The sequence below is a fragment of the Nostoc sp. CHAB 5715 genome, assembly GCF_020829685.1.
Taxonomy (GTDB): domain Bacteria; phylum Cyanobacteriota; class Cyanobacteriia; order Cyanobacteriales; family Nostocaceae; genus Nostoc.
In genome coordinates, this window is record NZ_JAIVFR010000302.1 from 1 (window position 1) to 7,443 (window position 7,443).

At 46.8% G+C, this 7,443-nt stretch carries 8 protein-coding genes; 2 read left to right on the top strand and 6 right to left on the bottom strand.

Annotated elements, in window-relative coordinates; translation table 11 throughout:
• Positions 1-133 precede the first annotated feature (133 nt).
• The 3 genes from LC574_RS17720 to LC574_RS17730 form a co-directional block, all read right to left on the bottom strand.
• Positions 134-2,986 (bottom strand): S-layer family protein, encoded by a 2,853-nt coding sequence (locus tag LC574_RS17720; RefSeq protein ID WP_229454719.1) that lies wholly within the window; start codon positions 2,984-2,986, stop codon positions 134-136.
• A complete protein-coding gene (locus tag LC574_RS17725) occupies positions 2,968-3,654 on the bottom strand; it encodes a M50 family metallopeptidase (protein ID WP_229454720.1) in 687 nt (228 codons plus the stop codon). The genes LC574_RS17720 and LC574_RS17725 overlap by 19 nt, the downstream gene beginning before the upstream one ends.
• Positions 3,655-3,939: 285 nt before the next feature.
• Positions 3,940-4,812: an FHA domain-containing protein gene (locus LC574_RS17730; protein WP_229454721.1), complete on the bottom strand. Its 873-nt coding sequence runs from the start codon at positions 4,810-4,812 to the stop codon at positions 3,940-3,942.
• A 106-nt stretch (positions 4,813-4,918) separates the two neighbouring features.
• Here LC574_RS17730 and LC574_RS17735 point away from each other — a divergent pair, with 106 nt between their 5' ends.
• Positions 4,919-5,140 (top strand): hypothetical protein, encoded by a 222-nt coding sequence (locus LC574_RS17735; RefSeq protein ID WP_229454722.1) that lies wholly within the window; start codon positions 4,919-4,921, stop codon positions 5,138-5,140.
• On the opposite strand, the gene pgl is transcribed toward LC574_RS17735, so the two are convergent.
• Positions 5,105-5,827: a 6-phosphogluconolactonase gene (gene pgl / locus LC574_RS17740; RefSeq protein ID WP_229454723.1), complete on the bottom strand. Its 723-nt coding sequence runs from the start codon at positions 5,825-5,827 to the stop codon at positions 5,105-5,107. The two genes, LC574_RS17735 and pgl, sit on opposite strands and share 36 nt — an antisense overlap.
• 311 nt (positions 5,828-6,138) lie before the next feature.
• Positions 6,139-6,882, bottom strand: a complete 744-nt coding sequence (gene rph / locus LC574_RS17745) for a ribonuclease PH (protein ID WP_229454724.1) — start codon at positions 6,880-6,882, stop codon at positions 6,139-6,141.
• A 5-nt stretch (positions 6,883-6,887) separates the two neighbouring features.
• On the opposite strand from rph, the gene LC574_RS17750 reads away from it, so the two are divergent.
• Positions 6,888-7,103, top strand: coding sequence for a hypothetical protein (locus LC574_RS17750; protein ID WP_229454725.1), 216 nt, complete (start codon positions 6,888-6,890; stop codon positions 7,101-7,103).
• Here the strand turns inward: LC574_RS17750 and LC574_RS17755 are convergent.
• The coding region (locus LC574_RS17755) for a nucleoside monophosphate kinase (protein ID WP_229454726.1) at positions 7,100-7,443 on the bottom strand (344 nt) is incomplete at its 5' end. The genes LC574_RS17750 and LC574_RS17755 overlap by 4 nt on opposite strands.

The following is a 7,443-nucleotide window of genomic DNA, read 5'->3' on the forward strand; positions in this document are numbered from 1 at the left end:
CAACAATGGCATTGTCAGCCGCAACAATGGCATTGTCAGCCGAAACAATCGCATTGTAAGTTGATACAATCGCATTGTCAGGCGATACAATGGCATTGTCAATACAAATTGCGTTCTATTGAAGTCTTTAATATTAACTTCCTCTGCAAGATGCAGACTTTAACCAAGGACTATGGGGCGTATTGGTGGGAAGATTTGCTGTCAGGACGACTTCCCCTTTTTGGTTTAGCGCCAAACCGGTAGCTTCTATGATCGGTTCTGGTGCGGGGGTAGTTATTTTGCTGGGAACAAAGGGGCGATCGCGGTTATCATCGTTTGGATTAAGACTCACCAAATCTACTTTCACTGCATCAGTGTTAAGAGCTTCGCCTGGATTAGGAGGCAAGCCGCCGCGTCCAATGATTGTAAAACTGCTTTTAGCTAAATTTCCACCAGCTTGACAAGTCTGTGCTACTTGGGTATCAACTGGTACGGTTGGCAGGTTGACTAAGCCACTGTTAGGGTCAATATCCGGCGTGTTAAGTTCTACAGTGCCGTTTACACCAAATTCAGAACTAGCGGTGATATCCGAAAGAGAAGTTGGGTTAGAGCGGGGTTGAATGCCATAGATACCAAAGGCTTGAATATCGACTCTCCCACCACTGCCTGTGTAAGCATTAGCAGTGATGTCGCTATTTTCGCTTGGAACGGCAACAATGAAGCCCGACGGGGCATTGATGGTGATGTTGCCACCATTACCACCAGCTTCTGCTGTGCCTGCGGAGGTGGAAATGGAAGCGCCACGACGCAGAAGCAGTAAATCAGTTTGTAAGTTGATGTCGCCACCATTACCCGATGCAGATTGGGCGTTGAGTCTGCCACCGTTGTCTAAGGTAACTCTAGGTGAGGTGACGAGAATATCTCCAGCAGTACCCGTTGTACTTTGGGAGTCAACGAACAAGCCACTGTTAAAGTTAGAACCGCTACCAGAAATGGTGAAAAAATCAGCAGCATTAACTTTAATTGTGCCTGCATTCCCTTCTCCAAAAGTTGAGCCTTCAAGTAAAGCGCGATCGCGTAATGAGAAGGAACCCGAATCGATAGTAATGTTACCCCCATTACCTTCTGTCCCCGTTTGCACCAAGCTGCCAATCCCACTGGTAAAACCGTTTTTCTCCCCAGCAATATCAACAATACCTGTAACATTAACGTTGACATTCCCCGCATCTCCCCGTCCTGCTGGCGCTGTTGCAGATGCTTGACGAATAAGGGTTTGCAGTTGAGCGCCATCAATTAATGACAGCATTGCAGCATTGATGTCAATATTGCCACCTTTACCGACGCCTCCTGATTCCACCGTGCTGAGGATGATAGCATTACCTGCAAGGGAAACAGAATCAAGTACCCGCACTATCACATTCCCCGCATTGCCTTGTCCCGATGTTGAGGCAGCAACTTGAGCGCGATCGCGTAACGACAAAAAACCAGAATCAATAGTAATATTACCTCCCTTACCTATACCCCTTGATTTCACCGTGCTGAGAATGGAAGCATCTGCAAGAGAAACAGTATTAAGTGCATTTACTGTCACATTCCCCGCATTCCCAAGTCGTGAAGTTGAGGTAGAAAGTAGAGCGCGATCGCGTAACGAGAATGAACTAGAATCGATAGTAATGTTACCCCCATTGCCAACTGTCCCAGTTTCCACAAGGCTGCCAATCCCACTGAAACCGTTTTTCCCTCCAGCAATATCAACAGCGCCAGTAACATTAACATTGACATTCCCCGCATCCCTCCGTCCTGTTGGCTGGGTACCAGATGCACCACGAGTAATAGTTTGCAGTTGAGCGCCATCAATGAGTGATAAGGTTGCAGCATTGATGTTGATATTGCCGCCCTTCCCGACACCCCCTGATTCCACCGTGCTGAAGATGGGAGCATATGCGAGGGTAACAAAATTTTTTGCATTCACTGTCACATTCCCCGCATTCCCTTGTCCATAAGTTGAGGCTTGAAGTTGAGCGCGATCGCGTAACGAGAATGAACCAGAATCGATAGTAATGTTACCCCCATTGCCAACTGTCCCCGTTTCCACCCGACTGTAAATCGCACTAAAAAGACCGTTTTTCTCCCCAGCAATATTAACTGACCCAGTAACATTAACATTCACATTCCCCGCATCCCCCCGTCCTGCTGGCTGGGTACCAGATGCACCACTAGTAATGGTTAGAAGTTGAGCGCCATCAATGAGTGATAAGGTTGCAGCATTGATGTCGATATTGCCACTCTTCCCGACACCCCCTGATTCCACCGTGCTGAAGATGGGAGCATATGCGAGGGTAACAAAATCTTTTGCACGTACTGTGACATTTCCTGCATTCCCTTGTCCAGAAGTTGAGGCTTGAATTCGAGCGCCATCTCGTAACGAGAAAGAACCTGAATCGATAGTAATGTTACCCCCATTGCCAACTGCCCCCGTTTCCACGGTACTGAAAATCGCACTGACAAAACTGTTTGGCTCCCCAGCAATATCAACAGCACCAGTAACATTAACATTGACATTCCCCGCATCCCCCCGTCCTGCTGGTTGGGTATCAGAAGCTTCAAGAGTAGAGGTTACCAGTTGAGCGCCATCAATGAGTGATAAAGTTGCAGCATTGATGTCAATATTGCCACCTTTACCTACACCCCCAGCCCTCACCGTACTGAAGATGAAAGCATTATCTGCAAGGGAAATAGCATTTTTTGCACTCACTGTTACATTTCCCGCATTCCCTTGTCCAGAAGTTGAGGTAGAAAGTTGAGCGCCATCTTGTAATGAGAATGAACCAGCATTGATAGTAATATTACCCCCGTTCCCTTGTGATCCCAAGCGCATAAAATTGCCAACACTACTCCCACCAGCAACTTTGATTTCCCCGGTAGCATTAAGCTTAATATCTCCTGCAACAGTTTCAGATGTCCCAAAACCTTCCTCAATACCACCGCTTAAAATAATTCCTCCCAAAACCAGTAAGGTAAAAGCAAATATCGCTGCATTTGCGCTGTATCAGAAAGTCCAAGAGGGCCAGCAGAACTACTAAATAGATAATCAAGTTGATGGTACGTACTCACACAAGCTTGTACACCCAGAAATTGAATCGCAAACCCTTGTACCCAACGAGGTGCTTTCAGAGCAATACCCAAGATTATGAAACCCAGCAAGGGAATTGCCACCAATCCAAACCCGGAACGTACCCAAATTAATGTGGAAAATAGCAAAAAACTCCCTAATATTTTTAAACAGAGGGTTGCTGCTGTAAAACTGCGGGAAGCCAGAATCAAACCTGCACCTGCAAGAGGCGGCCCCATTGGGCCTGCGGCTGCGACTATTGCCGGGCCAATTGGCCCAAATGCCGGCTGAATGCCATAGGTTGCGACACCAGAACCATTGCTAAAAATCTGCAATTTCTGAAACTGTCCCCCTAATAGGAGTGCCATTAAGCCGTGACCCATTTCATGAAACCAAGTTGCCAGGATTGTAAATGGGTATAAGATATAATCCCCTGCTGGTATTTGCCATAGTAAAGCAGTTGCGATCGCTGCTGCAATTAGCCAGGTTAGCCCCATGCGTTCAACAACTGGCTGTGCTTCTTTGGTAAGCAAGGGTTCAAAATTTTTACTTGGTTCTTTCATAGTTCATTCAATTTTGGATTTTAGATTTTAGATTTTCCCTTCAATCCAAAATCTAAACTTGGCAATGTATTTTCATCCATCTTAGTGTAATTATTAAGGTAATGGAGTTGCTGAAAAATGTAACAATTCGCACCTCGAAGCGACGGCTTTAAACTATGGGGCTATCAAGAACAACATAGTTATCCGTCGCTTGTTTGATGCGGTTCATTTGTTTCTCCTCCAAAAGGGATGCTGGAGGATAGCCAGAAAATGCCTAGACTGATGTCACAATTGATCGAGAATCAGTTAAGCAAGTTGAAAGAGGAATGTCATTAAGTCTCCTTTACCCAAGCTGATGCGATCGCCTGGTCGCAAGCGATGACGATTCCCTGGTAAAAGTGGCAAATTATTAATGTAAGTGCCATTGGAACTTCCTACATCCTCTACATAATGAGCATCTCCTTCGACGCGAATATCTGCATGAATCCGTGAGACAATTTCTGAATTAGGAAATCCTGAAACATCTATATCTGGGGGAATCCGGTCATTGGGCTTGCCGATATGAATCACAGAGAGATTTTGCGGCAATTCGATTAAGCGATCGCTTTGAACGTGGATTAACCGCGCTGTAATCTGCTGCAATTGCGTTCTGGCGACAGTTGCAGTTGGTGCTGGTGCGGCTGGCTCCTGTACTTCGGCTTCAGGGGCTGGCGCTGGTTCTAACGGTGGTGGAGTAGGAATACTTTGTCCAGAGACTACGGGTTGAGCTTCTAAGGCTGGTTCTGGAAGGCTGCTTTCTGCCACAGGCACCTCTGGCGGAGCTACTGGGGGAACTGCCACCTCTGTTGCTGGTAAAGATGAGCCGGAGGGATGGGAATTAGTAGAGCCGCTTATTCCCAAAGCGTCTGGTTGTAAAAGTTCTAACAGGGGATCGGGTGGAACTAACGGCGGCACTTCCACAGGAACATCGGGAGTAACTGTTACAACTGCCGCAGTATGAACGTGTGGAACTTTTGCGGAGTGAAGGTTATAGCCACACTGACCGCAGAATGCAGCATCTGCCTGCACAGTTGCCCCACAACTAGGACAGTTAGTAGTCGCGGGTAAGGGTGTATAGCAAGCTTCACACTGGACAGCGCCATCAGGGTTGGGATGATTGCAATTAGGGCAGACGATCATCGATATTTAGCCTTTGTTCAAGATCATCATAAATATAGGTAGGACTGGCAAGCAGAGGGCGGCCCTAGCTTTAGATTCTAGCAATTACTGCTAATGGAACGATGAATTGGACACAGGGAAAGGGAGGAGCAGAGGAGATGAGGGAAATGAGGGGGATGAGGAGGATGAGGGGGACAAGGGAGAATTTACTCCCCTCTCTCCCATACCCCATGACGGCAGTTGCTCCACTTGGGGAGACCCCAAGACCGCACTGCCTCCCCCATGCCCAATGCCCAATGCCCAATTCTCAAGTTTAATGTTGAAGTTCCAAACCTGCTGCCGCATCTAGCAACCACCAAAGTTCTCCTTGGGGTTGAATTAAGCGGGATGGGTAAGTGAAGTCATCGGCTACAGGTGCAAAGACTTGCGCCAAGGCTGGTCGTTTATTAGCACCAGCAACCAGAAAAATCACACTGTTCGCAGCGTTGATGAAGGGGTATGTGAAACTTATCCTGGGGTTTCCGTCTTTGTTACCCACAGTAACTAGGCGATCGCGTACTTTGAGAGCCTCTGTGTGGGGAAACAAAGATGCGGTATGTGCATCATCACCCATTCCTAACAATATTACATCCAACGAGGGAAACTCCGCCCCAGAAGAATTGAAAAATTCTTTAAGCTGTTGTTCATACTTAGCAGCAGCCACTTCTGGATTCACTTCCAAGGTTGGTACGGGGTGAATGTTAGCTGCTGGGATATCAACATGATCTAGCCACGCCCGACGCGTCATCAGTTCATTGCTATCGGGGTGATTTGGTGGTACGTAACGCTCATCCCCCCAGAATATATGAATTTTGTCCCAAGGCAGTTTTTGATTAGCTATCGCTTCGTATAACGGTTTAGGTGTACTGCCGCCAGATAAGGCGATGCTAAACCGCCCTCGCTGCTCAATTGCAGTTTCTAACTTGGACAGAATTAATTCTAGCGCTCGTGCAACCAGCGCCGGCTGATCCGGTAGAACTTCAACGGTTTTGTTCATGGCTTCATCATCATATTGCTGGCTTCTGGCAATACAATACCGAACTTATTACAATCCTCCTTTTTAACTTTTGAAACATTTAACATCGTGGATTAGGTAGGCTGGAAAAACGTAGATGCTTATCATCTTCAACGGTAAGTTGTCAGTAGTCGGTTGTACTAACTACTAACGGCTCTGATGATTATTTTTATTTACACCCAGTTACTTGATACTTTGTTGATTAACACCACAGAGGATACATTTATTAATTCTTATTAAAAATTAATAAAACTAATTAATCATTTCATTTTGCGCTGGGTAATAACATATTATCAATCTCCCACAAAGAGTGCTTCCCAGTCTGCGATCGCTTCGCGTTGGGCGATTAACAATTCCTGAATTCCTTTTTGGGCGACATCTAGCAGTTGATTCAGCTGAGTCCGGCTAAAGCTGCCTTCTTCGGCTGTTCCTTGGACTTCAATGATTCCCAGGTGTTGATTCATCACCACGTTAAAATCTACTGTTGCAGCCACATCTTCGATATAATTCAGATCCAAAAATGGCTCTCCATCCAGTAATCCTACCGAAACGGCTGCTACTTGTCCACACAGAGGCGATCGCTCCAACACCCCCTCTTCCAATAATTTAGAAATCCCATGAGCCAACGCCACAAACGAGCCTGTAATGGCTGTTGTCCGAGTTCCAGCATCTGCTTGCAGCACATCAGCATCCACAGTCAGCGTGTGTTCTCCCAGCGCCTCAAAATCCACTGCTGCGCGTAAACTGCGACCAATTAGACGTTGAATTTCTTGCGTCCGTCCAGATAATTTTAATAATTCTCTTTCTTGCCGTTTTTGAGTAGCAGATGGTAGCATACGGTACTCAGCAGTTAGCCAACCTTTACCAGTTCCTTCGAGAAACTTCGGAACTCCCTTATTAACGCTAACAGCACAAAGTACTTGAGTATCACCGCATCTTGCGAGAACAGAACCGGGGGCAAAGCGGGTGAAATTGGGGTAAAAGCTGATCGGACGTAGTTCGTAAGCAAGACGACCGTCAGAACGCTGCCAAGCCATTGGAGTTGCCTCAAGTTTTACAATACTGGCTTAAGATTACCTTAGTATTATTGGGCATTGGGCATTGGGCATTGGGCATTGGGCATCCCTTCGGCTTCGCTCAGGGCAAGTGGGCATTGGGCATGAGTTATTTCTCCCTCACCTCCCTCATCTCCCTCACCTCCCCCTGCTCCCTCATCTCCCTCATCTCCCCCTGCCCCCTGCCCCCTGCCCTCATCTAAGGAACTGAAAGCAGAGTCAAAATATTTTGCAGCACCATATCTGGTGACTGGTCGCCGTTGATGGTCAATAAGCAGCGACGACGGTCGTAATATTCTAGGATGGGAATGGTGCGATCGTAGAATAATTCTACACGGCGTTGCACGATTTCTGGTTGGTCATCTGGTAGCGATCGCCCCAAGGATCGGCTAACCATGACTGCTTCCGACACTTGTAGATAAATTGCCCAATCTAGCTTTTGCTCTAAATTATCCAATAAAAAATCTAATTCTTCAGCTTGGAAGGCGGTACGGGGATAGCCTTCTAAGACCCAATCGCAGTTAATATCTGGTTGTCTGAGGC